The sequence below is a fragment of the Ruegeria sp. YTSC002 genome (assembly GCF_059609845.1).
Genome location: NZ_JBXWML010000001.1, coordinates 117813 through 139744, shown reverse-complemented (window position 1 = coordinate 139744; position 21932 = coordinate 117813). Strand labels below are relative to the sequence as shown.

Annotated in this window: 18 protein-coding genes, 1 tRNA gene and 1 pseudogene; 6 read left to right on the top strand and 14 right to left on the bottom strand. The window is 57.4% G+C overall.

What is annotated here, in order from left to right:
- Position 1 precedes the first annotated feature (1 nt).
- The 5 genes from AC2FFD_RS00695 to AC2FFD_RS00675 form a co-directional block, all read right to left on the bottom strand.
- On the bottom strand, positions 2–379 hold the full coding sequence (locus AC2FFD_RS00695; protein WP_480683642.1) for a SnoaL-like domain-containing protein: 378 nt from the start codon (positions 377–379) through the stop codon (positions 2–4).
- A gap of 293 nt (positions 380–672) precedes the next feature.
- Positions 673–1521 carry an ABC transporter six-transmembrane domain-containing protein gene (locus AC2FFD_RS00690; protein WP_480683641.1) on the bottom strand — a complete coding sequence of 283 codons (849 nt, stop codon included), beginning with the start codon at positions 1519–1521 and terminating at the stop codon, positions 673–675.
- 6 nt (positions 1522–1527) lie between these two features.
- Entirely contained in the window at positions 1528–1947 is a 420-nt protein-coding gene (locus AC2FFD_RS00685; RefSeq protein WP_480683640.1) for a DUF2141 domain-containing protein, read from the bottom strand.
- The gene (locus AC2FFD_RS00680; RefSeq protein ID WP_496871424.1) at positions 1944–5072 is read right to left on the bottom strand and encodes an efflux RND transporter permease subunit; all 3129 of its coding nucleotides are present in this window, start codon (positions 5070–5072) and stop codon (positions 1944–1946) included. Before AC2FFD_RS00680 ends, AC2FFD_RS00685 begins: the two co-directional genes overlap by 4 nt.
- 3 nt (positions 5073–5075) lie before the next feature.
- Positions 5076–6224, bottom strand: a complete 1149-nt coding sequence (locus AC2FFD_RS00675; RefSeq protein WP_496871423.1) for an efflux RND transporter periplasmic adaptor subunit — start codon at positions 6222–6224, stop codon at positions 5076–5078.
- Positions 6225–6325: 101 nt separating this feature from the next.
- On the opposite strand from AC2FFD_RS00675, the gene AC2FFD_RS00670 reads away from it, so the two are divergent.
- On the top strand, positions 6326–6943 hold the full coding sequence (locus AC2FFD_RS00670; protein WP_425078879.1) for a TetR/AcrR family transcriptional regulator: 618 nt from the start codon (positions 6326–6328) through the stop codon (positions 6941–6943).
- Between the two features lie 695 nt (positions 6944–7638).
- Here the strand turns inward: AC2FFD_RS00670 and AC2FFD_RS00665 are convergent.
- Both AC2FFD_RS00665 and AC2FFD_RS00660 read right to left on the bottom strand, forming a co-directional pair.
- The gene (locus tag AC2FFD_RS00665) at positions 7639–9006 is read right to left on the bottom strand and encodes a sensor histidine kinase (protein ID WP_496871421.1); all 1368 of its coding nucleotides are present in this window, start codon (positions 9004–9006) and stop codon (positions 7639–7641) included.
- Positions 9003–9671 carry a response regulator transcription factor gene (locus tag AC2FFD_RS00660; RefSeq protein ID WP_170406634.1) on the bottom strand — a complete coding sequence of 223 codons (669 nt, stop codon included), beginning with the start codon at positions 9669–9671 and terminating at the stop codon, positions 9003–9005. Before AC2FFD_RS00660 ends, AC2FFD_RS00665 begins: the two co-directional genes overlap by 4 nt.
- Positions 9672–9810: 139 nt before the next feature.
- Here AC2FFD_RS00660 and AC2FFD_RS00655 point away from each other — a divergent pair, with 139 nt between their 5' ends.
- From AC2FFD_RS00655 to AC2FFD_RS00635, 5 genes are all read left to right on the top strand, one after another.
- Complete coding sequence (locus AC2FFD_RS00655; RefSeq protein ID WP_496871420.1) at positions 9811–10899, top strand: tricarboxylate transporter; 1089 nt, start codon at positions 9811–9813, stop codon at positions 10897–10899.
- A 78-nt stretch (positions 10900–10977) separates the two neighbouring features.
- Positions 10978–13008, top strand: coding sequence for a tripartite tricarboxylate transporter permease (locus AC2FFD_RS00650; protein WP_496871418.1), 2031 nt, complete (start codon positions 10978–10980; stop codon positions 13006–13008).
- A gap of 10 nt (positions 13009–13018) precedes the next feature.
- A complete protein-coding gene (locus tag AC2FFD_RS00645; RefSeq protein ID WP_496871416.1) occupies positions 13019–14107 on the top strand; it encodes a 4-oxalomesaconate tautomerase in 1089 nt (362 codons plus the stop codon).
- Positions 14108–14157: 50 nt separating this feature from the next.
- The gene (locus AC2FFD_RS00640) at positions 14158–14394 is read left to right on the top strand and encodes a hypothetical protein (protein ID WP_170436487.1); all 237 of its coding nucleotides are present in this window, start codon (positions 14158–14160) and stop codon (positions 14392–14394) included.
- On the top strand, positions 14391–15371 hold the full coding sequence (locus AC2FFD_RS00635; RefSeq protein ID WP_496871415.1) for a D-2-hydroxyacid dehydrogenase family protein: 981 nt from the start codon (positions 14391–14393) through the stop codon (positions 15369–15371). The genes AC2FFD_RS00640 and AC2FFD_RS00635 overlap by 4 nt, the downstream gene beginning before the upstream one ends.
- On the opposite strand, the pseudogene AC2FFD_RS00630 reads toward AC2FFD_RS00635, so the two are convergent.
- From AC2FFD_RS00630 to AC2FFD_RS00600, 7 genes and pseudogenes are all read right to left on the bottom strand, one after another.
- A pseudogene (locus AC2FFD_RS00630) lies at positions 15340–15468 on the bottom strand (AbrB family transcriptional regulator); the annotation flags it as partial. The gene AC2FFD_RS00635 and the pseudogene AC2FFD_RS00630 sit on opposite strands and share 32 nt — an antisense overlap.
- A gap of 298 nt (positions 15469–15766) precedes the next feature.
- Complete coding sequence (locus AC2FFD_RS00625) at positions 15767–16702, bottom strand: hypothetical protein (RefSeq protein ID WP_496871414.1); 936 nt, start codon at positions 16700–16702, stop codon at positions 15767–15769.
- A complete protein-coding gene (locus tag AC2FFD_RS00620; protein WP_496871413.1) occupies positions 16699–17496 on the bottom strand; it encodes a hypothetical protein in 798 nt (265 codons plus the stop codon). The genes AC2FFD_RS00625 and AC2FFD_RS00620 overlap by 4 nt, the downstream gene beginning before the upstream one ends.
- A gap of 591 nt (positions 17497–18087) precedes the next feature.
- Positions 18088–18164 (bottom strand) — tRNA-Arg (locus tag AC2FFD_RS00615).
- A 64-nt stretch (positions 18165–18228) separates the two neighbouring features.
- The gene (locus AC2FFD_RS00610) at positions 18229–19611 is read right to left on the bottom strand and encodes an ATP-binding protein (protein ID WP_254440029.1); all 1383 of its coding nucleotides are present in this window, start codon (positions 19609–19611) and stop codon (positions 18229–18231) included.
- Between the two features lie 18 nt (positions 19612–19629).
- Positions 19630–21048: a dihydrolipoyl dehydrogenase family protein gene (locus AC2FFD_RS00605; RefSeq protein ID WP_496871411.1), complete on the bottom strand. Its 1419-nt coding sequence runs from the start codon at positions 21046–21048 to the stop codon at positions 19630–19632.
- 3 nt (positions 21049–21051) lie between these two features.
- A complete protein-coding gene (locus tag AC2FFD_RS00600) occupies positions 21052–21810 on the bottom strand; it encodes a TVP38/TMEM64 family protein (protein WP_496871409.1) in 759 nt (252 codons plus the stop codon).
- Between the last annotated feature and the right edge of the window lie 122 nt (positions 21811–21932).

The window sequence follows — 21932 nt, the reverse complement described above, 5'->3', positions numbered from 1 at the left end:
GCTATTTTGGCAACATAAAGAACTCTTCCAGTACAATCTTGCCATCCTCAACGGAATAAATGGCAATCTCGCTAAGGTTCATCCTTTGTCCGGTGTCTTTCTGCACGACCTCGGCATTGAAACGCACCCCAAAGCGATTGGGCGGATGAACAAAAGGACCGTCCGCCGTAAGTGTCAGGATATCATGCGTTTTCAGCCAGTCTTCCCGTTTTGCCTTGATGGCGTCGCGGCCCTTTGTGATCCGAAATTGCCGTACCGGAGGCACAACCGCCTCTATGGACTGAGCGTTTTCCGCGTACATCTCGTCAACGCTTGCCAAGCCATTGCGATCACGCATCGCCTGAACAAACGCCCGCCCAATTTCGACTAGTCTTTCCATGCAAGACCTCCTGATACGTTGGTGACTGTATCTCGGCGGGCCGCGTTCAACCTTGACAAAGATCAAAATGAGACGGCCCTGCAAAGATTGGCCACATAGCTTGCTTCGGAACAGGCAGAACAGTGCCTTGCAGATTTGGACGCAGCAAGTCGCCGTCAATTGTCGGGCAAGATGTGTCCCTGCGGGTCTTGGCGCATCTTCACTCCTTGACGGTTAAGATCAGCCTGAAATCCTCCGCTACACAATCAATACAATCTGTTCCATGGGTGCTGATGGGCTTCATGCAAATCGGATCAACCTCTCTGCAATCGGACTGTGATTTCGGACAGCCGGGACCAGGATTGGAACGTGATCGGCAAAGCAAGTGCGGCTTCAGAAAACTCCCATGAATAGCTGACAATCGAAAAAATCATTCCAGGTGTCGCATCCAGGTTCTGCGTCGCGAACCACAGGTTGAACAGGATCAGACCTATCAGCAGAACGAAGATCACACCGTACAGGAAGGCTTCGGTATCCGAGAGCTTCACTTCGAAACGACGCAGTTTCGTCAGGTGGACAAGCACCGGGCGGTTGCGGCGGCGTTCCAGAACGCTGACCTGATGTTCCATCTGCTCATTCAGCGCACGGTTCCATTGCCAGAACGTCGAATGAAACAGGGCGTAGATGCATACCATTCCGACAAGCACCCCACAGGCTGACGGAGCCAGCACCGGCGAGAAGTAAAACAGCAATATTGCTGAGACGACGAACTGCATGATCCCTGAAACTGCCGAAGGCAGGATCTCTTCCAGAAAGTCGGCCAGTTCTCGCCCCATTCCGATCCGGGCGTTCAGCGAAGAAATCGGCAGGTTTGAAAAACGCGCAGCAAGCGCCTTGCCCAGCTCGACGCGGATCGTTCCGTAGACACGCGTATCGTATATCCGCCGGATCACGCCGATCAGCGTGAGGGCGACCATAAGAGCGCCCAAATGCACAAAGGGCTGAAACTGTCCGCTTAGCAATCCATCTATGGCAAAGCCGATAAACAGCGGGATCAAAACGGATAACACAGTTTCCGACAGTATCAGAAACCAGGTGATCCCGACACGCCACCGAAACACGCTCAGCAACGTGCCGATCGTCAGTTTTCTGTCCCTCAGCATACGGCATCACGGATCATAGTGGACACGAACGCGGACATCGCCTGGCCAGACCGAGGCGGCCTTGAAATCAGGCATGTCCTGAGGGTTCGGGGCGCCGGTTGAACCCAGCCCCTCCAAAAGCTTCGTCTCGGTCATGTTCAGGTCTTCGTCCTTGTTTTCGTCGTGAAACAGCAGCACCGCATAGGGGCCCGCGGTCAGGTCGGGAAACTCATGGCTGACGCTGCCTTTGCGGGACGGAACCTGGGCGTAGTCAATCGCGCTCTGGACATCCAAACCGTCAAAGGCGCGCGCGTCGTCGAAAACAAGGATCACAATGTTTCCCTTGGCGTTGCGGATACCTTCCACGGTCACGTTCAGACCATCCGAGGCGGCAGGCGCTGCAAGCGCCATCAGGGCAATTGCGGGGGCCAGAATGCTTCGTGTCATGACTGTGTCCTTTCTCCGGAAGGGTGCGGCGGGACTGGCTTGAAGACGACAAGAACATCTTCGGCAATGGCGATCAGCACGGGCACCAGCAGCAGCATGAGGGCGGTGCCGAACAGTTCGCCAAAAGCCAAAGAGATGGCGGCAGGGATCAGATACTGCGCCTGTTCCGAGGTTTCCGTCAGCAAGGGCAGCAGGCCGATCACCGTCGTTGCGGTGGTCAGAAAGATCGCCTTGAAACGTCCGATGCCAGCGCTTGTCAGCGCCAGGTTCACGGGCTGGTCTTCCTCGCGCGCCTGATTGTATCGGGTGATCATGACCAGGCTGTCGTTCACGATCACGCCGGTCAGCGCCAGCATGCCGAAGAACGAAAACAGCGACAGCGACACATCCATGATCAGGTGCCCGACCGCAGCCGCGATAAAACCAAAGGGCACGATGGCCAGAATGACGAAAGGTTGCCAATAGCTTTTCAACGGCACGGCCATCAACACATAGATCAAAACGGCGGCCAGCAGCAGCGCACGTTTCAAGCCACCGCTGATGTCGGCCATCTCTTCCATTTCGCCGGCGGGCAGAACTGTGACGCTCGGGTACTTTTCGCGGAGTTTCGGGACCAGCTGTTCGAACACCGCCTGACCAACCTCTTCGGGGGCAACACGGTCACGGTCGATGGACGCGGCCACGTTGTTCATGCGCTTGCCATCGCGGCGATCGACGGTGCCAGAGGTGTAGGTGCCCTGGATTTCGGCAACCGTCTCAAGCGGCACCCAGGCACCGGATGCGCTGCGCAACTGGGTCTGCATCAGATCGGCGAGCGTATCGCGGTTTTCCCGCGCGTTCTGCACGACCACGCGGATTTCGGACCCGTCGCGCCGGACCTTGGTCACTTCGGCCCCGCCGAACCCATAGCCGATTTGTTTGGCCAGGGCCTCGGCATTGAAGCCAAGGTGCCGCGCGTCCGGGCGCAGGCGGAGTTTCAGTTCGGGCTGGCCGCCCGCCAACCCATCCCGAACATTCGCCACGCCCTCGATGTTCGACAGGAAGTCTTTCATTTCGGCACTGGCCTGTTGCAGCAGGTCTTCGTCTTTGGACGCCAACCGGATGCGGAACCCTCCGGCGAGTGTTTCCGACCCGGTGAACTCCAGTTCGGTGGCGCCTTCGACCGCTCCGACCCGGTCGCGCCATTCGCGAACCACGGAAAGGATCGGAACATCCGGTCGTTCGACCACTGGGATCATCTCGGCATATATTTGCGCGTTTCCTGCGCCGTTGATGATGCTGAACACCGTCTGAACGGGCGGCACACTCATGCCCGCGCCCTCGGCAAGCTCGGCGTTCAGATCGTTCAACACAGTTTCAATCCGGTCCACGTTAGCGCGGGTCAGCGCAAAGGGCGCGCGGGCGTCCATTTCCAGGTTCATCGTGATGATTTGACCGGGCACTTCGGGAAAGAACACCGTTCTGACCTTGCCCTTGTACATCAGGCCAAGCCCCAGCGTCGCGGCGGCGACGAACAGGATCAGTACGGCATAGCGCTGCCGCACCGCGGCGACAAGCAAGGGCTGATAGATGCAATCCCGCACCCAGTCCAATCCGCCCTGCGCGGTATCCTGTACGCGGCCCCAGAGGCGGGTCAGCAGGTACTTGCGCTCTTGCCCCATCGAAATCTGCGCCAGATGGGCGGGCAGGATGAACTTGCTTTCGATGAGCGAAAAGATCAGCGTCAGGATCACGATCCCCGCGAACCCGGCCAGCACCTTGCCCAACGGGTTGTCGATCAGCAGCATCGGGAAGAACGCCGCGATTGTCGTCAGCACGCCGAAGACCGTTGCGACCGCCACGCGGTGCACGCCGCGTTCGGTGTCCTGGATCGGGTCCTTGCCCTTTCGGCGTTCCTCGAAAACGCTTTCTCCGACCACTACCGCATCATCGACCAGAATGCCCAGGGCGATGATCAGACCAAAGGTGGTGACATCGTTCAGCGAATAGTCCACCCATTTTGAACCCGAAACGGCCATGGCCCCCATGACCGAAACCGGAATGCCCATGGCGACCCAGAAGGCCAGGCGCACGTTCAGAAACACCGACAGCATCAAAGTCACAAGGATCAGCCCCTGCACCCCGTTGGACCGCAACAGCGCCAGCCGGTCCGAGATATAGCCGGCGCTGTCGCCCCAGACCCCGACCTGAACCTGCGACGGCAATTGGCGGCTGAACTCATCAACCGTGCTGCGCACGACATCACTGATCGTCAGCAGGTTCTCTTTCTGCCCGACCAGAACTTCCATCCCGACGGTTGGTTTGCCGTTCAGCCGAAACAGATACTCGCCGTCCTGAAACCCGTCTTCGATCTTGGCGATATCACCCAAGGGCACAAAAGACCCGTCGTCACGTTCAATGATCGGCAGGGCCGCGTATTCGGGAGCGTATTTGGCGCGATCATCGGCCCGCAGATAGATCGTGCCGCCCGCGGTCCGCAAACGGCCCGCCTGAAATGTCACCGAGTTTTCTTCGATGGCGCGGGTCACATCCGCCACGGTCAGGCCATAGTGGCGCAGCAGTGCAGGGTCGATTTCGATGCGCAGTTCCCGCGGGATCAGGCCCCAGATTTGCAGCCGGGACAATTCCGGTTGCGCCAGCAGCTCTTCCTTCAGGCGCTGCGCCAGGCTCTGCAATGTGGCCGGGTCCGTTTCGCCGTAAAGGTTCAGATACAGCGCCGGAAAATCGAAACCCGACGCTTCGATCACAGGGCGGCGCGCAGTATCGGGCAGATCGGTCAACCCATCGACCCGAATGCGGACCCGATCCAGAACGGCTTGCAGTTTCTGGCCACCCGCGCGGCGGACGGTCACGACACTCAGGTCGTTTTGGGATCGTGAAGTCACGCTGCGCACGCCCTCCAGCCCTTCCAGCGCCTGCTCAACTTTCCGGGTCACCAATTCATCGACCTGTTCGGCAGTGGCGTCCGGGAACTCGATCGAAATCGTAACGCTTTCCGCAGGAATGCGAGGGAAGCCCTCGATCCGAATACTCAGCAGCGTTTGCACCCCAAGAAAGAGGATCAGCGCCATCATCAGATTGGCGGCGACAGGATTGCGGATAAACCAGGATGTCAGCGCGTGCATGGCTCAACCCCCATCCGACAGCGGCGTGACACGCTGACCCGGCAGAAACGAGGCCAGAGGTGTCTTGGCCACGCGCCATGGGCCGCTCCCTTCGGGGGCCCGTATCGTGAAAGCACCTTCGCTGCGGAACAGGATGTTCGGGCTGAACCTCTGAAGGTGGTCGTTTTCATCCACAAGCCAAATGTACCCCGCACGCGTCAGGGCGCTTTCCGGCAGGGTCACGGTGTCGGCAATTTGCCGTCCGGGAATGTGCACCTTCAGAAAGTCTCCTGCGAGTATACCGTCACCGGGATTTGCGACGTCCAAGAAGACGCGCACCTGTCGTGTGTCCTGATCCAGAAACCCGCCACCACGCCGGACGCGTGCCTGCCCCAGGCTTTCGCCCGAGCGATGCGTCAGTTCAGCAGTAACCCCAGAGATCGGATGATCGAACAGCGCCCAATCCGCTTGGCTGAACCCGGCAACCAGTTCGAATTGTCGGTTGTCCGACAGGTGTATCAGGGGATCGCCCGGGTTGACCGTCTGGCCGAGGCTGGCAAAGCGACGAGTGACAAAGCCTGAAAACGGAGCAACGACTTCGGCGTCCTTCAGGTCATTTCTCGCCGCATTCAGGCGCGCCTGCGCCGCTGCAACGGTTTTTTCGGCAACGCGCAGTTGCGGCAGGTTCACGGCCAGTTCGTTTGGCGGTTCCACCCCATCCCGATCGAACTGCCGTTTCGCGACGGTTACGTTGTTCTGCGCGCGCAACAGTGCAAGTTCCGCTCGCTCAAGCTCCATCTCAGCGGCTGCAACGGCGCTTTGATAAGGGGCATTTTCTATTGAAAACAAAGGGTCGCCCCGTTCCACCTGTGTCCCGGCCAAAGCGCCGGCATGCACTTCGGTGATGCGCCCGGACACAGCAGATCGCAGCTCGGCATCCCTACGAGGCCGAACTTCGGCAAATGCAGAAACACGCGCCTGCACGGTTTCCGGAACAACGGTTACGACAGAGACGGTCGGTGGCAGAGGCGAGATGTTCGTTGCCTGAACATCAATTGTATCCTCCGTGTCAAACAACAGGATGACGATCGCCACAAACAGCACCAGGGACAATCCAATCCAGAGCCATCGCCGAATTGGCCTTTGTTGAGCTTCCGAAGTTTTGTCTGTCATTGTCCTGTTTTTCCTGATCCGCCTGATCCATTGCGCCTTGCGGGGCACGATTGGATGTCATATACTATGAACGATCGTTCGTTCAATATGAAAAAGCAAAAATGACCGAAAACACCAAGAAACCAGGTTCAGCCCGAGAAAAGGCAACGGCCAAGCGCCGCAACCAGATTCTGGAGGCCGCCGTTATGTGTTTTCTCGAGCGCGGCTATCATCAGACCGGCGTCCGCGACATCGCAGCGCGGGCCGGCGTCAGCCTTGGAAACCTCTACAACCATTTTCGCGGCAAGCATGACGTGCTTGTGGAAATCGCGATGCTTGAGCGCCGCGAGCTGGAGCCGTTTCTGAAAGTCCTGAATTCAAATGCACCCGCACCCAAAGTGTTGAAGAAGTTCATCAAGGCCTATGCCAACTATCTGGCTGCGCCGGAAAACGTCATCCTCACCTTGGAAATTTCGAGCGAAGCCATTCGTCAACCGGATATCGCGCGACTGTTTGTCGAAAACCGAGCAAGACTGACCGAGGCGCTTGAAGAAGTTGTGAGACGCGGAGTTGACGCAGGAGACCTGCGCGCTGTTCCGGATCCACTACAGGCGTCGCAATTGGTGATAGAGGTTCTGGAAGGAAGCGCGTATCGCAGCGTACTGTCGGAAACGCCCATGAGCAAAATCGCTGGAAGCATGGAGGATTTCATTCTGAGCTCGTTGCTGGCGCGTCAATGAAGCCTGTGTCGCGCGTTTACTAGAAGCTGATGAAAGCCTGCGAACCGAAAGCCGTACTGTGGCATTCGTGCGGATAGCTGAGCTCAGCTTTCCGCCCATCTTTTCGGAAAACAACGTGTTTCTGGAGCAGAAATGACCTGTGCAGACCCAACCGCCACAATTGTTGTGGGGCCAGAGGGATTTGGACAAGCCAAACGCCCCGTCGAAGAGCATTGCCTCGCCCCTTCCGGCCTTCCCAACGTGGCAGTTCAGCAGAAACAGGCGCCTTCGGTGTCTGACTGAAAAAAACGCCGTTTTCCCAAAAGGAGATCGGGTTCAACGAAATCAGTCTGGGTGCTGGACGAAGGAAGTGAGGCGAAAACGGCAAGGTTCTGTCGTCAGTGGCAGAACTATGTGTCGCCTTACAAGGAAATGTGGAACGTCACTGATATTTGACTCAATCGACAGCCAAAACCTCAATAAATCGGCCGATCACGTCATTCAATTCTGACCCAATCGTCAAGCATTTCTGACCCAATACCGGTAGCCACCATTCATTCACGTTGCGGCTAAGGTCTGTTGTGAGCCCATTTTGTCGAATGCTGCGCCTCGTGCATAGGGCCGTAGACCGTGGGAAAGCAGACCCTCGCTACAATTGCAAAGAATGCAATTTGATCGTGATGGGCTTCGGGTTCCTAGTTAAATTTCGAAACGAATTAGAGGACTATAGGAAGCTCAAGCGTAACGCTCGCTCCTCTTTCGACTTGGTTGATTGCAACCTCTCCTCCATGGCGCTTCGCCACCGCTGAGACAATTGACAACCCCAAACCGCTGCCTTCGGAATACTCCAGCTGCGAAAACCGACTGAACGCTGCTTCGCTTTGATCGGGCGAAAGACCTGTTCCGTCATCGGCCACCGTTAGTTTGACATTCCCGCCGTCACAGCGCAGCACAACTGAAATTCGGCTCAACTTAGGGCCACCGTGCTTAACTGCGTTGTCCAGCAGGTTCTTTATGGCTTCCGTCAAAAACACGCGATCCCCTGAGACCATGATCGGCGCGTCCGGCATGGTGACCTCGAAGTCGATACCTTTCGCGAGGATGTGCACGCCCATTTCTGCACAAGCCTCTTCCACGACCAAACGGAAATCAGTTATTTCCATCTGTTCCTGGTGCGTAGGTTGCCGCAGCCGTTCCAGCGACAATAATTGTTCCGCCACCGTGGCCGAATTCTTTGCCGCGGCCACAAGTTCGACGATGCGTTTGTCCTTGTCCTCATCCGTTTTTGCATCTCGCAGCGCCTCGGCCATGGACTGGACCGCGGCTGCCGGATTTCGCAGTTGATGCGCGGCTTCTGAGATAAACACCTGATGGGCGTTGATGCTGTGTTCGACCTGCCCAAACAACCTGTTCAAGGTCTGGACGATGCCATGGACTTCGACCGGTACCGGACGTTTGATTTTGCTGAGGTCGTCGGGTGAGCGCAGGTCAATGGCGTCCTGCAAATCCAGCAACGGCCGCAGGCCGCGCGCGACGCCGAACCATACGACAAAGGCGAGCGTGGCCAGCAGGATACCCATCAGGATTGCTGCGCGGATCGACAATTCGTTGGCAAAGGCGTTGCGGTCCGCGATGCGTTGCCATGCCGTTACCGTCGCATCCCCCACCAGATTCCCTAGCGTGACCCGTTCGGTCATTTTCAGCACGCGCACTGGCTCATCCCGATAGACCGCCTCAAAGAACTGCGGTTGGTAAACATCCTGCTGTGACGGGTTTGCTGAGGCCGGAGGATATGCGTACCCGGTCACGTAGATGCCGCCGGGTCCGGTCACGTGATAGAAAATTTCTCCTCCCGATGCATCTCGGATTAAACTGCGCGTGGTGGGCGACAAGGCATCGCCCTCTGACACCGCCACATCGCGCGAAATCGCCAGACCGGCGGATAACAGGCTGTCATCAAAAAGTTCCTGCGCTGTTTGCTGGGCAACAGTGAAGCGCCAATATCCAAGCAGGATTGCGAGCAGCACCAAAGGCGTCAGGATCAGAATGAACAGCCTAAGCCTGAGCGAACCATGCCTGATCACTTATGCACCTCAAGCAGGTATCCAAGGCCACGAGCCGTCTTGATCCGGATGCCAAGATTCTGAAGGCGCTTGCGCAATCGCGACACATGCGGTTCGACGGCAGAGTCCTCGACATCCGCGCCCACACCGTAGACGTAATCAGTCAACTGGCTTTTGGGGACAATCCTGCCGCGTCGTTCCAGCAGGCATTCAAGTACGGCCATTTCCCGGCGCGGCACGTCAAGTACCTGCCCATTTGCACTGACCTGCCGGGCAGTTCGGTCAAACTCCAGCTCTCCGATGGTCTCGCGCGCACCGTAGTCCAGTTGTTTGCGGCGGGACAGCGCGCGAATGCGGGCCTCAAGCTCATCCATCTCGAAAGGTTTGACCAGGTAGTCATCAGCGCCCATATCCAGACCAGATACCCGGTCACTCGTTTCGCTGCGCGCGGTCAGCAGTATGACGGGGGCGCTGTCCCCCCGATTGCGCAGCGAACGCAGGATTTTCAGCCCTGACCGGCCCGGTAAGTTGATATCCAGAACGATCAGGTCCGCCCCCTCTTGTACCAGATACAGCTCGGCCGCGTCGCCATCCGTCAGCACATCTGCGGCATGACCACGATCACGCAAGCGGTAGGCAATAGCGTTTGCGAGGGTCTCATTATCCTCGACGATGACGATCCGCATTCGGGCTCCTGCAAGTTTCACGCAAGGTTGGCGCTCCATGATTGACAGATGGGAAGGGGAATCAACCCCACAGTTCTATTTGCGATCACTGTGGCGCGGAGGGCGCTGACGTGGTTGTCTGGTCAACAGGGAGGAACCAATGGCCATTTCCAACTTCACCCGTCGCGCCGTCGTGGGGCTGATCGCCGCCGCCGGACTCGCCGCACCTGCGGCTGCCGAGGTCGATTTCTCGGGCAAGACCATCGAATGGGTCATCCCGTTCTCGGAAACGGGCGGGTCGGCCAAATGGGCCAACTTCTTTGCCCCGCTTTTGTCTGAGGCGCTACCGGGACAACCTACCGTGGTGGTTAAATTCATGCCCGGTGCAGGTTCGACCAAGGGCGCGAATTGGTTTCAGGAGCAGAGCCATGACGACGGCACGCTGCTGTTCGGCACCTCTGGCTCGACACAGTTCCCCTATCTGCTGAGTGACCCGCGCGTCCGCTATGAATACAATGACTGGATTCCTGTCATGGCGTCGGGTACCGGTGGCGTTGCCTATCTGAACGCCGAGGATGGCGGCAAGTTTGATGGCTCTGCCAATGCGTTGAAAGACACCAATTTCATCTACGGCTCGCAGGGCGCGACCCGGCTGGATCTGGTCCCGCTGCTGGCGTGGCAGATGTTGGGTATGAATGTGGAGCCGGTCTTTGGCATCAAAGGCCGTGGTGATGGTCGCCTGATGTTCGAACGTGGCGAAGCCAATATAGACTACCAGACCTCGTCCGGTTATCTGGGCGGGTCGGCCCCGCTGGTCGAGGCTGGTCAGGCCGTTCCGATGATGACATGGGGCGCGCTGGATGCGGATGGCAATATCGTGCGCGATCCGACCTTCCCGGACATTCCAACCTTCAAAGAGGTTTGCGAGGCCACCGATGGTTGCGAAACCAGCGGCGAAGCCTGGGATGCTTGGAAGGCCTTTTTTGTCGCGGGTTTCCCGGTGCAAAAACTGGCCTTTCTGCCAGGAGACACACCACAAGAGGTGGTCGATGCCTATACCACGGCCTTCCAAGCGGTGACAGAGCGTGGCGACTTTGCGGACATCTCCTCCAAGCGTGTGGGCAAATACCCTGTGTTCGTGGGCGACGGCTCCAAGGCAGCGCTGCAAACTGCGACAAACGTTGATGACAACGCCAAGCAGTATGTCCTGAACTGGCTGAAGGACTCCTACGGCGTCGAGCTGAACTAAGCCGGCACGCCGCAGCGCGTGCCCATCGCAGGGCGCGCGCTTTTCTGCACACAAGAAAAATCATGAAAGGCGGCCGCTATGGAGGTTTTCGCCACCGCTCTACCTGCGCTCAGCGACGCGTGGGATTTGATCCTGCAACCCATTGTTCTGGGCTATCTTGTGCTCGGCGTTGTCATGGGGCTGGCCGTGGGCGTCTTTCCCGGGCTCGGCGGTATCGCTGGCCTGTCCCTTTTGCTGCCATTCATGTTCGGCATGGACCCGATCCTGGGTCTGGCTCTGATGATTGGAATGGTCGCTGTCGTTCCGACCTCGGACACATTTGCTTCGGTTCTGATGGGGATACCAGGCAGTTCTGCTTCGCAGGCGACCGTGCTTGACGGCTTCCCGATGGCAAAAAAGGGAGAGGCCGCGCGGGCGTTGTCTGCTGCCTTTGCGTCATCCTTATTCGGTGGTCTCGTTGGCGCGACCTTCCTAACTATGTTCATCCTGATCGCGCGGCCCATCGTCCTGGCCTTTGGTCTGCCCGAGATGCTGATGATTACCATTCTCGGCCTGTCGATGGTTGCCATTCTGGCCGGGCGTATCCCACTGAAAGGCGTTGCTGCGGCCGGGTTGGGCCTGATGGTGGGTACGATTGGCGAGGCCGATGCCGGCGGCTCGCTGCGGATGACGACCTATGACATTCCTTACCTGACTGATGGTCTGAAGCTGGTCATCGTGGGTCTGGGCATCTTTGCAGTACCCGAGATCGTTTCGCTGCTACGGCAGGATCGGTCTATTGCCAAAGGCGCTTCGTTGGGCGCTGGATGGCTGGATGGCGTCAAAGACTGGTTTGCGAACATCTGGTTGTCGGTCCGCTGTTCCATAATCGGAGTGATCGTCGGGGTCATTCCCGGCCTCGGCGGCTCGGTCGTCGACTGGATTGCCTATGGTCATTCAGTTCAAACGACCAAGGACAAAAGCAATTTCGGTAAAGGCGAGGTGCGCGGTGTCATCGGCCCGGAAAGCTCGAACAACGCCAAGGAAGGCGGCGGTCTGGTGCCGACGCTTCTGTTCGGCATCCCCGGCTCAGGATCGATGGCGATCTTCATCGGTGCAGTCGCTCTGCTGGGGTCGGGGGATATCGAAGTCGGTCCGAGCATGCTCCAGGACAATCTCGACATCACATATTCCATCGTCTGGCTGCTGGCGCTGGCCAACGTCGTGGGCACCATTTTGTGCATCGCGGCCTCGGGCGGTATCGCCAAGCTGACCACGATCAGGTTTACGTACCTTGCCCCGTTCCTGTTCATGCTGATCAGCTTTGCAGCCTTCCAGTCCGGTCAGAATTTCGAAGACCTGCTGGCCCTGTTCGTCATTGGTCTGATCGGCATCTTCCTGCGCCGCTTCGACTGGTCGCGTCCGGCGTTCCTGATCGGCTTTGTTCTGTCGAACCCGGTTGAGAAGTTCACCAATCAGGCGTTTCAGATTGCCTCTTTCCGCTTCCGCAAAAGCTTTGGTGAAGGGATGGAATATGTCTTCAGCCCTATCGTCATCGTGCTGATCGTGGTCACGGTTGTTTCGGTCATTCTGGGTATCCGGCAGGCCAAGATGATCATGGCTGAGGGTGACGTGCAGGCCGGTACCAAACGCGCGCCGCTTATCTTTCTGCTGGTGATCATGGCCTACCTGATCGTCGCTTTGGTCAACGCCAACATGATCCCTGACTACAACATGACTGACAAGATCATCCCGCTGGTGATCGGTAGTGTGTCTCTGTTCTGCTGCGTGATCCTGCTGATTCAGATGATGCGGCGGCCCGAGGGCGACGCAATCTTTGCCGACAAGGAAATCGCCGGTGAAGACGCCAGCGCACCACATGGTTTGTGGTCCACTCTGGCGTGGTTCGCCAGTTTGATCGCGGCCACGTGGGTGGTGGGCTTCATCCTCGCCCTGATAGGGTTCCTGATCGCCTTTCTCCGTATCCGCGCCGGGTCCAGCTGGCAGATGACTCTGATCCTGACCGCCTGCGGCATCGGGTTCATGTGCCTGATGGCGGGCGCTCTGAACCGCGATTTCCCGCCAGGTCTGTTGCAGGACATGGTCAGCCTGCCCTGGCCGTTGAAGTGAGGGGTTCAAAATGACTCAAACCGCAATCCCTTATATCTTGATGCGTGGCGGCACGTCGAAAGGCCCGTATTTCCGCCGCTCGGATTTGCCTGAGGATCTGGACGCGCTGGCCGAGGTGCTGATCGCCGCTCTTGGGTCCGGGCAGTCGCTGAACATCGACGGCATCGGCGGCGGCGCGGCGGTGACCACAAAGGTCGCGATGCTGTCGGTCGGCGAGGATGACTGGGCCGATATCGACTATTTCTTCGCGCAGGTCTCGGTCGAGGACAAGCTGGTCGATTTCAAACCCACTTGCGGCAATATCCTGTCTGGCGTTGCCCCTGCTGCCATCGAGATGGGCTTGTTCAAACCGCAGGGTGATGAAACTGAAGTTCGCATTCGGGCCGTCAACACTGGGGCTCGGGTCGTGGCCAAGGTGAATACACCAGGGGGCGAATTGACCTATGAGGGTGATACGGAGATCGCCGGCATTCCCGGTCATTCAGCGCCGGTGCAGTTGAGCTTCATGGGCGTAGTGGGCTCGGCCACCGGAGCGTTCCTGCCTACGGGCAACCTGCGCGATGCAGTTCAGGGCGTCGAACTGACCTGCATGGATGTCGCTATGCCGATGGCTATCGCCCGCGCCACAGACTTCGGATTGACGGGCTATGAGAGCGCCAATGAGCTGGACGCAAACCGCGCGTTCTTTGACCGGATGGAGGCCGTTAGGATCGAAGCAGGGCAGCGGATGGGTATGGGGGATGTGTCCAAATCGGTCACCCCAAAGTTCGGCCTTGTTGCTCCGGCCAGAGAGGGCGGAACGCTCGCAGTGCGGTATTTCATGCCGTGGAAAACCCACCCGACCATGGCGGTCACCGGCGCGCAATGCATGGCGTCTTGCGCTTTGACTCCCGGAACCGTCGCCGACGGTTTGCTGGATCGCCCCACGAACAGCCCGGCTGAAGTCGTTCTGGAACACGCCTCGGGCAATATCGACGTGTTGGTGGATTTTTCCACCACCGACGGGTTCACAGTGAACGCGGCGGGTTTGGTGCGGACCGCGCGCAAGTTGGCGGACGGGCATGTTTATGTGCCTGAGACTGTTTGGAACGGGAGTTGATCAAGTGCAACCCAAATAGTATACTATTGTATACATAGTGGGAGGACACGATGGACAATTACTCGGAATGCCTCGATATCGCGCGTCAGGAACTCATGTTGGCGCAGTCGGCCCTACGGCGGGACATCGCGGACTACCCGACACCGATTGCTGGCTGCGATGAGCAGTTCAACCATCTGCTGGATCAAAGCGAACGGGTCCGCAATGCACTTGCCGCTCTCGACACATGTCATTTTGTGCCGACGCCAAGAAAACTGAACACCGAGCAGGGTATAGAAAGCCGATGAAGGTCCACATTCTTGATGACTGGTTTGACACGCTGCGTGGCCTGCCTTGCTTTGAGAAACTCACCGGTCATGAGGTGACGTTATGGACGGATCATGTCGAAGACACTGACACTCTGGCCGAACGACTACATGACGCGGAGGTGCTTGTCCTGTTCCGCGAACGTACCAAAGTCACCCGCGTCTTGCTGGAGAAATTACCAAACCTGAAACTGATCAGCCAGCGCAGCGTTTATCCTCATGTCGATGTTGAGGCCTGCACAGATAACGACGTGCTGCTGTGCTCAAACATGCATGGCGGGACGCCGTCTTATGCTGCAGCCGAACTTACTTGGGCGTTAATCATGGCCGGGATGCGGGATTTGCCCGCACAAATGGCTTCGGTCAAAGCAGGGCACTGGCAGGCGGGCGTGGGCAAGACGCTGCGGGGGCGTCAGTTGGGGCTCTATGGCTATGGCCGCATTGCTCGCGCCATTGCAAGTTATGCCGAGGCCTTTGGGATGAATGTGGTCTGGTGGTCATCCGTAGAAGGCCGGGCACGTGCGCAGGCGGATGGCGCGCAGGTCGCGCCCAGCCGTGAAGCGTTCTTTGGCAGCAGCGATGTTGTCTCGGTCCATGTGCGCTTGAAACCGGATACGCGCGGGATCATCACCGCATCGGATTTCGCACAGATGCAGCCGGAGGCGCTGTTTGTGAACACCTCGCGAGCCGGGCTGATCGCGCCTGGTGCTTTGCTTGAGGCGCTGAACGTCGGTCGCCCCGGCAAAGCGGCGATTGATGTGTTCGATTCCGAGCCACTGATTGATCCGACCGACCCGCTTTTGTCACATCCCAACCTGATCGCGACACCGCATATCGGCTTTGTCACTGAAGACGAGTTCGACCTGCAATTCGCGGATATTTTCGATCAGGTGAACGCCTATGCCGAAGGCGTTCCGATCCACATGATCAACCCCGAGGTTTGGACCAAAGCAGAATAAGATTTGCGGCGATGGGCGCACCAATGATCACCAACACGATCCTTGTCAGATGGGGGGTGATCACAAAGCCCAGATCCGCGCCCGAGACGGTGGCGAGAAGTCGCCTCAACAAACGACCCCATTGCCTAGGAAGCTGACATAGGTCCAATTGCAGCGAATGTTCACTCAGTCCGCTGCCCTGCCATCTGTGAAGCGCCTGGGAACGTCCGGAATACGCGGATTACGACGTGCTGCGCATGCGAAAGGCGAAAGCTTGGTCGACGGCAGCAATGGGCTCGCTGCCGACATTCTCTGCGTCGTGCTGGAGCTGACACGTTGAGCCCAAAGCCGCCGTCGGCCAAACTTCGGTCTTTCGCATGTGCAGCACGACGCAAAGCGTCAAATAACTAGCATCGTCATAGGTTGAGGTGAATTCTCGTCGGTTCAGGATATGAACCTGAAATATCTTGGACCCAACGGTCAAATGGATCAGGATCTCCGTAAACGCGATATTCGCCAATCTTATAGACTTCCAGCGGTTTCGGCTTCTCTGTCCTAAAGAAAACGCAGTCCTTGGCGTAAATCTGGATAGTTCGGTTCAGTTCCGTGACCTCATCATCTGTTAGCATCAAGGTCACGAGCCGTGGTTCAGTCATGTATCGATTAGGACGACAGTAGAACACGGCGATATTCGGAGTAATTGGAACCAGTATCCGAGTATTGAATCCGTCCTGAGATTGAGAACTTAGATTATGGTAGAACCCGTCACCATAGTGGAATTCTCTTTCATGCGTAAAAAGCACGGCGAACTTCCCACCTGTACCGATGCTCTCAGTCAACCGCCGTTGGCAGTGCATGATGTTCAGCGAAATCAGATTGTTTCGCTCACGTTCACCAAGCGGACCCCGGAAATGTTCTGCCAAGGATACGCCGGTCTCTCGGAACTTTGGACTTCTGACAACCAATGAAACAATACACTCGACAAGAGTAGCCAGCCGCTCATCATCAACGGCGTGCGCTTTGAAACCTTCCTTTCGAGTTTTGCGGAGTGGGACGTGGGCACAATCCAGCCCTTGCAACCATTGGATCAGCGCCGGGAACTCGCTATCTGCCTTGTTAAATTCCGGTTCAAACGTGAAATCCCAAAGGTCATGTTTTCCGCCGTCTCCAGGTTTGAAATGGTGCGCATTCCCAATAACCCCAAACTGTTTGGCGGGCGCGCTCACGATCTTACCCGAAGGCCACATCCAATTGGCTAAACCATTATTGTCGTTCCAGTGCGCAGAGACACACTGTGGCCACCAGTGATGCCGCTCCGACTTCAGAGGTTTGTGCTTAAATTCCTCAATCATGAAAAACTCTCTCGCATCAGTAGGAGCAAGTTCTCAGCCTGAAACGATGCTTCATAGTCGATGGTGGTTATCATTAGATGGTCCGAAGCTCCGAGGTAAATCGGGTTGTCTGCAATGTGATCGGCAGGAGTGGGCGAAAGATGAATGTGAAAAATTAGACCGTCCATATACAAGCGCATTATCTTCAAGTGGTCGCTGTTTTTGCTATCCGGATCAATTAACTTCTTTTCAGCGAGATAGGGCGATTGATTGTGGATTTCACCAATCGAAGAAAGCTGTATCAACGAAACAGGAAAATCCGAGGGGCCGACGAGGGCCGCGCCGAGGACGTAGGCTTTAAGGCGTTCCTCCACCTCGCGCTCAAGAGTAGCGCCGCTCATGTCATTATTGGTTGAGGCGGAGGCCCGCCACGCCACGCTGTGCGCAAAACGGATCAGGGCCTCACAGTCAACGCCAGTAATTTTCCGATATCCATGATGAGGCATCTTCGGTCCCAACGTCTCGATATGTGGTCGGAAACCTTTCCAACCGCTCCAAACAAGTTGGTTTTTACGCAGTTCCTTTATTGCCTTGTCATCTAACGCGGACAGAATGTCTTCGCCCTCGCGCGTCACCAGGCCCCTGTCATACCAACTGGACCAGCGCCGAATCTCGCCCTGTCCGCTTGTAGATTGATAGAGCGCTTCACCCTTGATTGCAGGCTTTGTGAACGCCTGTGGTAGAATATGACAACGGACAAATTTTCCGGGCTTACCGGTCAACGCGCACTGCCGCTCATTCGTTGGACTGCTCATTGCTTCTTTTTCCCATTCTTTTGATAGGGGCTCGCTACCTAACCGCTTTCTTCCGTAAGCGACAGAGTGCAGAAGCATGAATGGATACTTACCGGCTAGCGCCCCGCATTTGGCCACTATGTGCGCAAAGCAGGATTTGTTGGCAAGCACTGCTGCACTTGCAGCGAATGTCCGCTAGGTGGCCTTACTTATCGCAGTTCGACAGAATGGCACAACTGCAAATGGCGGCAGGCTTTCTTCGACACCGTTTTCCATTTTTGAGCCAGCGAGATTTGGACAAGCCAAACGCCTTTCACCGACAGGGTAAGGGCGCGGCCCTCCCCTCCCGCGTTCGCCTCGTCGCTGATCTCCAGGAACAGGCGGCTTCACCGTCTGGTCTGCAAATCAGCACTGATTTCCGAAAGGGAAGTCGGATCAAACAAACTGTCTGCGAGAGTATAAAATGCGGGCTGCGTGTTGGTTGATGACGCAAAGGTCAAACTCAACTGATGCCCAACGTTGGGGGTGCCTTCCGATGTCGAACGTTCACTTTGTTTCTGGTCCAACTATGACGGTTGGGTCAGGTTCGTGTGACGTTCAACAGGAAACCAGTGGCGGACCGAGGAGGATTCGAACCCCCGACCCCTTGATTCGTAGTCAAGTACTCTATCCAGCTGAGCTATCGGTCCGCGTTGGTGAGGCGCTGTTTAGACCTGCCGCCCGAGACGTGCAAGCCGATTCTTCAAAAAAAAATCAAAAAGTCATGTCCCCACGCGGAAGGCTGATTTCAAAGACAGTTCCCTCGGGGCCCGTCTCTTTCAAGATCAGATCCCCGCCATGGCCGCGCACCAGCTCCTGCGAGATTGCCAGCCCCAGACCAGAGCCGCCCTTTCGGACCCCCCCCTGGAAAGGCGTGAACAGGTTTTCGCGTGCTTTGGGGGGAAGGCCCGGCCCCGTATCGCGGATTTCGATGCACCACGTGTCGTCGTATTCACACCCGGCAATGGTAACCCGGCCAGGTTTTCCGGATGCAACCAGAGCCTGTCTTGCGTTGCGCACGAGGTTCATGATGACGCGGTACAATTGTTCGGGATCGGCGCGGGCCACAAGCGCGTCCGGCACTTCGTTCACGATCTCGACGCAAGCATCGGCGACGGCGAGTTGTTCGCTGGCCGCGACATCCGCCGCGATTGCACGGATCGGAACCATAGTCAGGGTGGGCGCGGGCTCTTCCGCGCGGCCAAACGCCAATGTGCTTTCACAAAGGGACACAGCCCGTGTGATGGAATTCACCAGTTTTGGTGCCATCCGCCGCACCAGTGGATCGTCGCTGGCCTCGATCCGGTCGGTAAACAGCTGCGCCGACGTCAGGATATTGCGCAGGTCATGGCTGACTTTGGCAACAGCCCCCCCAAGCTGGGCCAGCCTTTCGCGCTGTTTGAGCGCCTGGGTCAGGTCCGTTTGCAGCATCTTCAGCGCCTCCTCGGCCTCGCGCAGCTCCGTCACCTTCGAATTCGGTGTGATTACGCCACGCGCGTCCTCTGGCGCACTGGCATAGCGCTGCATGTAGCCGACAACGCTTTTGATGGGGCGCACAAGTACAACGCGCACGGCGAGAAACAGAAAAAACGCCGTGATGATGGAAATGACGAAGGACAGACCGAGAATACGCAACCCATAGTCAACCATCGCCGTTCGCAAGGGCATGCTGTCCGTGGTGACTTCGATCAGAAGGCCTGCCCCCTTGACCGGTTCTCCGATGACCCGGATGACTTCGTTTTCGGGCTTGAAAAAACGGCTGATCGCATCCCGGATCAGAACCCAGGGGCTTGCATCCCGCAAATCGAACGTGTCGGCGACTGGGCCCGGAATAGGCGACGACAACATCAGCTGCCGAACCTCATCCCGTCGCAATACGACGTTATAGACGCCTGCGTTTGCCAGCAGTTCCGCCTCAAGATCTTCCGCCAGCATATCGTCCGCCAGCAAAGCCAGCGAGGCGATCTGCGCGCGTTCGAGCCTGTTCAGCAGAAAATCCTCGCGGAATCGGGCGATCGACGGGACAAAGATCAGGACTTCGGCCAACATGACGAAGACCGTCGTCAGGATCAGAAATCGGCCCGACAGCGAGTTCAATTTGCGCCCCTCCTCAGGTCAGGGAATCCAGCGCTGGACGAACCTGACAACTCGTTTAACTGTCTGATTCTCAAACAGCCTTGGCGAGAAATAGGCACCCGCCACACGTTTGTTAAGCTCTCCGATCGTCGGATAGGGTGAAACCATGGCGGCGATCTGCCCCATCTTCAGGTTATTGGCCAAAGCCAACGACCACAAGTTGATCAACTCGCCTGCCTGATGCCCGACGATTGTGGCGCCGACGGGTCGGCCTTTCACGACCATGACCTTGACGAAACCTTCGGTTTTGCGCTCGGCAATCGCCCGGTCATTGTGGTGATAGTCAAAGCGGGCGATTTCGAGCTTTTCTCCATGCGCTTTGCGCGCCTGAACTTCGGTCAGTCCGACCTGGGCCAGCTCCGGGTCCGTATAGGTGGCCCAAGGGATATGTGCCGTTTTCGCCCTCGACGGCAGACCGAACAGGGCCGACCGTATGATGACGCCCGCATGATACCCGGCAACATGGGTGAATTGCAGGCCACCTGCCACATCTCCGATCGCATAGACGCGGCGATTGGTCGTGCGCAGCGCGTCATCCGTCCTGAGGCCGGTTCTCGTGCGCTCAATTCCGGCCACGTCCAAGTTCAGACGCTCAATATTGGCTTTGCGTCCGGCAGCGATCAAAAGGTGGGAGCCACGATGAATATCGCCGTTTTCGGCAACGACTTCCACAGCACCTTCTGTTCCGCGGACCTGCGCGACCATGGCGTTTTCCCGGATATCCACACCTTCACTGCGCAGGGTATCCAGCACCACGGACGCTGCCTCGGGGTCGTCTTTGCCCAAGGCTTTGAGCCCTTCGACAACCGTCACCTTGCTGCCGAGGCGTATATGGGCCTGCGCCATCTCCATCCCGATCGGGCCGCCCCCGATGATCAGCAGGTGATCTGGCCGCTCTTTCAAGTCAAAGATGGTTTCGTTCGTATAATAGGGCACCGTGTCCAACCCCGGAATCGGCGGCACCAGCGGCGACGAACCGGTCGCAATGACGATGCGACGCGCAGAGATGACATGATCCCCGGCCTGCACCTTTTCTGGGGATATGAACGCGCCGTATTCGCGAATGACCTTCACGCCAAAGCCTTCGAACCGCTTCTGGCTGTCCATCGGTTCGATCTGAGCGATCACATCATGAACATGATCCTTTACGGCGGCATAGTCGACCTGCGGGCTGGTATTCGCGACGCCAAAAAGTGCAGAATGCGCCTGACCATAGGCCACCTTGCCGCTGGCAATCAGGGCCTTCGACGGGACGCAGCCGAAGTTCAGGCAATCACCGCCCATCTTGTGACCTTCCAGCAGGACTACATCCGCACCCATCTGGCTGGCACCTGCGGCGACAGACAATCCTCCGGACCCGGCACCAATGACCAGGAGATCGGTTTTCAACTCTTTCATGGCTCAGGTGCCCCTTTTCGCGCGCAGTGCTTTGAAAACGATGGGCAAGGCGGCCAATACACACAACCCGATAATCGGCCCGATCACGAACGGTTCCCACAGCAATGAAACATCAGGCGTTTCCCCGCGGTCGAACACACCACCCAAACCGACTCCGATCCACGTGTACACGATACCTCCGGGGATGATGCCCAGCGCGGTCGTCAAAAGGAAATTACGGAACTTTACACCGACCAAAGCCGGCACGAGATTGGCAACAAAGAACGGCACGACCGGCACCAGACGCAGCAGAAACAACACCGAGATTTCGTTTTCCCGCAGACCGTCTTTCAGCCTCTTGACCGTCCCCTCTGAAGATTCCAGCCGCGACGTCAGGGCTTCGCCCAAGCCCCAGCGCGCCGCCAGAAAGATCGCCGACGCGCCGATGGTGGCAGACACGACATTGAAAACGGTTCCCGCAAAAAGACCGAAAAGAAAGCCGCCCGTCATCGAAGCCACCGCAGCACCCGGCAGGGAAAAGGCCACTATGGCGATGTAAATGGCCACAAAAGCGGCAGCCATGATCCAATAGTGACCGTCCCGCCACGCCAGAAGCGCATCGCGATTGTCCCGCAAGGTCTCGAAAGTCAGGTAATCCCCAAGTGTGAAAAAGCCGACAACGGCAACGCTCAGGATTATAAGTAGCGGAATGTGGCGCGCGAAACCGTTGCGCGGCGCATGGCTTGTGTCGGACATCAGGTTTTCTGGTTCATTCTGCTTCATCTTGTGCCCAAGATGCGCTGCTTGGCGGGCCAGCAACAGGGGGATCACGGGGCCTTGATCTTTGTGGCACCGAATGTGAGGGATTTCGGTGATAAACGGGCATTTTGAAACCTTTTGCCGTT

Excerpts from the sequence above, each read along its gene's own strand:
- AC2FFD_RS00680 (WP_496871424.1), bottom strand. The coding sequence starts at position 5,072 with ATGCACGCGCTGACATCCTGGTTTATCCGCAATCCTGTCGCCGCCAAT.
- AC2FFD_RS00695 (WP_480683642.1), bottom strand. The coding sequence starts at position 379 with ATGGAAAGACTAGTCGAAATTGGGCGGGCGTTTGTTCAGGCGATGCGT.
- AC2FFD_RS00655 (WP_496871420.1), top strand. The coding sequence starts at position 9,811 with ATGGCCATTTCCAACTTCACCCGTCGCGCCGTCGTGGGGCTGATCGCC.
- AC2FFD_RS00670 (WP_425078879.1), top strand. The coding sequence starts at position 6,326 with ATGACCGAAAACACCAAGAAACCAGGTTCAGCCCGAGAAAAGGCAACG.
- AC2FFD_RS00605 (WP_496871411.1), bottom strand. The coding sequence starts at position 21,048 with ATGAAAGAGTTGAAAACCGATCTCCTGGTCATTGGTGCCGGGTCCGGA.
- AC2FFD_RS00635 (WP_496871415.1), top strand. The coding sequence starts at position 14,391 with ATGAAGGTCCACATTCTTGATGACTGGTTTGACACGCTGCGTGGCCTG.
- AC2FFD_RS00675 (WP_496871423.1), bottom strand. The coding sequence starts at position 6,224 with ATGACAGACAAAACTTCGGAAGCTCAACAAAGGCCAATTCGGCGATGG.
- AC2FFD_RS00625 (WP_496871414.1), bottom strand. The coding sequence starts at position 16,702 with ATGATTGAGGAATTTAAGCACAAACCTCTGAAGTCGGAGCGGCATCAC.
- AC2FFD_RS00690 (WP_480683641.1), bottom strand. The coding sequence starts at position 1,521 with ATGCTGAGGGACAGAAAACTGACGATCGGCACGTTGCTGAGCGTGTTT.
- AC2FFD_RS00640 (WP_170436487.1), top strand. The coding sequence starts at position 14,158 with ATGGACAATTACTCGGAATGCCTCGATATCGCGCGTCAGGAACTCATG.
- AC2FFD_RS00645 (WP_496871416.1), top strand. The coding sequence starts at position 13,019 with ATGACTCAAACCGCAATCCCTTATATCTTGATGCGTGGCGGCACGTCG.
- AC2FFD_RS00685 (WP_480683640.1), bottom strand. The coding sequence starts at position 1,947 with ATGACACGAAGCATTCTGGCCCCCGCAATTGCCCTGATGGCGCTTGCA.
- AC2FFD_RS00600 (WP_496871409.1), bottom strand. The coding sequence starts at position 21,810 with ATGAAGCAGAATGAACCAGAAAACCTGATGTCCGACACAAGCCATGCG.
- AC2FFD_RS00650 (WP_496871418.1), top strand. The coding sequence starts at position 10,978 with ATGGAGGTTTTCGCCACCGCTCTACCTGCGCTCAGCGACGCGTGGGAT.
- AC2FFD_RS00660 (WP_170406634.1), bottom strand. The coding sequence starts at position 9,671 with ATGCGGATCGTCATCGTCGAGGATAATGAGACCCTCGCAAACGCTATT.
- AC2FFD_RS00620 (WP_496871413.1), bottom strand. The coding sequence starts at position 17,496 with ATGAGCAGTCCAACGAATGAGCGGCAGTGCGCGTTGACCGGTAAGCCC.